This window comes from Ulvibacterium sp. (genome assembly GCF_028285715.1).
GTDB lineage: Bacteria > Bacteroidota > Bacteroidia > Flavobacteriales > Flavobacteriaceae > Ulvibacterium.
The window spans coordinates 1-2,181 of the sequence record NZ_JANQOO010000013.1 but is presented as its reverse complement, the minus strand read 5'-3'; the positions used below and the strand labels follow the sequence as shown (position 1 = coordinate 2,181).

The following is a 2,181-nucleotide window of genomic DNA, read 5'->3' as shown; positions in this document are numbered from 1 at the left end:
TGGGCGGCGATTCCGATGAAGAGAACAAAAATTAAAGTTACTAGCGTTTTCATGACTTGCGTTTTTATATAATAAAAACGCGGTGAAGCGTATCCTTCCGGGTTTCGATTCGCTGAAAACTCCTTATTTTTCGGTATCTGACAGAAATCGGGATAAAGTGCACGATAGCATCGGTGAACGGACGAAGACCCAAAATCACTTTACCGGAAGAAGGTGCATTTTAACGGAATTCCAGCACCTGATTTTTAGCAAAAAACCATTTCGTCCAAGACGGGATACTATAAATTTAGGTCTGTTTAGAAGGTAAGGGAGATAATCCTAACTTTATAGGGCGGTGATTTATGCCCAATTATGGATACCATCATGAAAAGATACCTTTTGTTAGCTCTGCTTTTGGTTTACCTATATTCTTGCAACACCAAGAAAGAGATAGAGCAAAGACCCAATATCGTTTTAATCATGGCCGATGATATCGGATTTTCGGATATTGGGAGTTATGGTAGTGAAATCCAGACCCCGAACATCGATTTTTTGGCCGAAGGCGGAATGCGGTTTACTACCTTCTACAATATGGCCAAATGCAATCCCACCCGCTCGTCTCTATTGACCGGATTGTACACCGGCGGAAATGGTGCCGTCCACCTGGCACATCTCACCAAAAAAGCGGGATATGAAAACATCATGAGCGGAAAGGAGCACTTTGATCCCTGGGTGCCCGAGTATTGTAAGGCCGAAAATGTGTTTGACCAAGCCTTTACCTTTTGGGCCACTACGGAATATTTTCGCCCGCCTTCCGGAGAATTCGAACGACCCTTTTACCTAAATGGCCGAGAATTAAAGGCAGAAGAGATTCAATTTGAACAATCGCCCATGTACAAAACCGATTTTATAACGGATTATGCCTTGCAGTGGTTGAACGACACTTTTCAGAAGGAGAAGCCCTTCTTTCTGTATCTTCCCTATCATGCGGCACATTATCCCTTACAGGCCAGACCCGAGGATATCGCCAAGTACCGGGGTACCTACCTAAAAGGGTGGGATAAATTGCGAAGGGAACGCTTTGCGAAGATGAAGCAATTAGGCGTTATAGCTGAAGATACCGAGCTAAGTCCACCTGAAGGCAACCTCAACCAATTTCGAAAACCTTTGGTACCGGAATATGTGGAGTATTACCCCTGGGACGACCTATCCGAATCCGCCCGAGATTCCCTGGATTTGGAAATGTCAGTATTTGCGGCCATGGTAGACCGAATGGACCAAAATATCGGCCGGGTACTGGATAAACTGCGTGAAAATGGAGAATTGGAGAATACCCTCGTGCTTTTTTTGGTAGATAATGGTTCGTGTCCCTTTTATACCAATAAGGTAAAGGATGTGGCCCCAGGTCCGGCAGATTCCTATTGGAGCCTGCGGGCCACTTGGGCCAATTTGGGAAATACACCCTTTCGGCAATACAAACAATGTGGGCACGAAGGCGGGAGCCATACTCCTTTTATCGCCTATTGGCCCGATCGTATAGCTCCTGGAACCATTACCCAGCAACCCGGGCATGTGGTGGATATAGCCCCCACCTTTTTAGAGGTGTTGAACACTTCCTACCCGGACTCCATTAACGGCCATGCCTCCCTGCCGCTTCAAGGGAGTTCCTTATTACCCATTTTTAAAGGCGAAGAAAGAAAGGAACCCGATTATTTTATTTCCGGTCTGGATAAGTTCCGTATGTTCCGAAAAGGGGATTATAAAATCGTTAGGCTCAATGGGGGGGATTGGGAACTCTATAACATGAAGGAAGACCCCACGGAACTCAATGACTTGGCAGCAACCTATCCGGAAAAGGTAAAGGAGTTGGCCGATGATTATATTTTATTAAACCTGAGGTGAATATTGCAGGCTTCCCGGAAGATTAAGGATTAGGCCAATTTAGCACGGTTTCTTTTGGTAGTAAAAGACAAGGCCTTCTTTACCTTGCTGTTGGAACGCTTGTACAAACGGGCAACCTCAGTAGTGTTTTCGAAAGAAATTCCTTCTTCAACAGTCTCGGTAACGATTCCCATTTCAATAGTATCAACCTTTACTTCGGAAGTAGTATCCTGGGCTTGGGCGGCGATTCCGATGAAGAGAACAAAAATTAAAGTTACTAGCGTTTTCATGACTTGCGTTTTTATATAATAAAAACGCGGT

The 2,181-nt window shown here is 44.9% G+C and carries 2 protein-coding genes; one reads left to right on the top strand and one right to left on the bottom strand.

Annotated features, from left to right (window positions below; translation table 11 throughout):
• The first annotated feature begins 363 nt into the window (after window positions 1–363).
• On the top strand, window positions 364–1,881 hold the full coding sequence (locus tag Q0993_RS05790) for an arylsulfatase (RefSeq protein WP_299530644.1): 1,518 nt from the start codon (window positions 364–366) through the stop codon (window positions 1,879–1,881).
• Window positions 1,882–1,910: 29 nt separating this feature from the next.
• Here the strand turns inward: Q0993_RS05790 and Q0993_RS05785 are convergent, their stop codons facing one another.
• Window positions 1,911–2,150 carry a hypothetical protein gene (locus tag Q0993_RS05785; RefSeq protein ID WP_299530642.1) on the bottom strand — a complete coding sequence of 80 codons (240 nt, stop codon included), beginning with the start codon at window positions 2,148–2,150 and terminating at the stop codon, window positions 1,911–1,913.
• Window positions 2,151–2,181: the final 31 nt, after the last annotated feature.

Bases quoted from the DNA above. Each gene is read 5' to 3' on its own strand.
- Q0993_RS05790 (WP_299530644.1), top strand. From the start codon at position 364: ATGAAAAGATACCTTTTGTTAGCTCTGCTTTTGGTTTACCTATATTCT.
- Q0993_RS05785 (WP_299530642.1), bottom strand. From the start codon at position 2,150: ATGAAAACGCTAGTAACTTTAATTTTTGTTCTCTTCATCGGAATCGCC.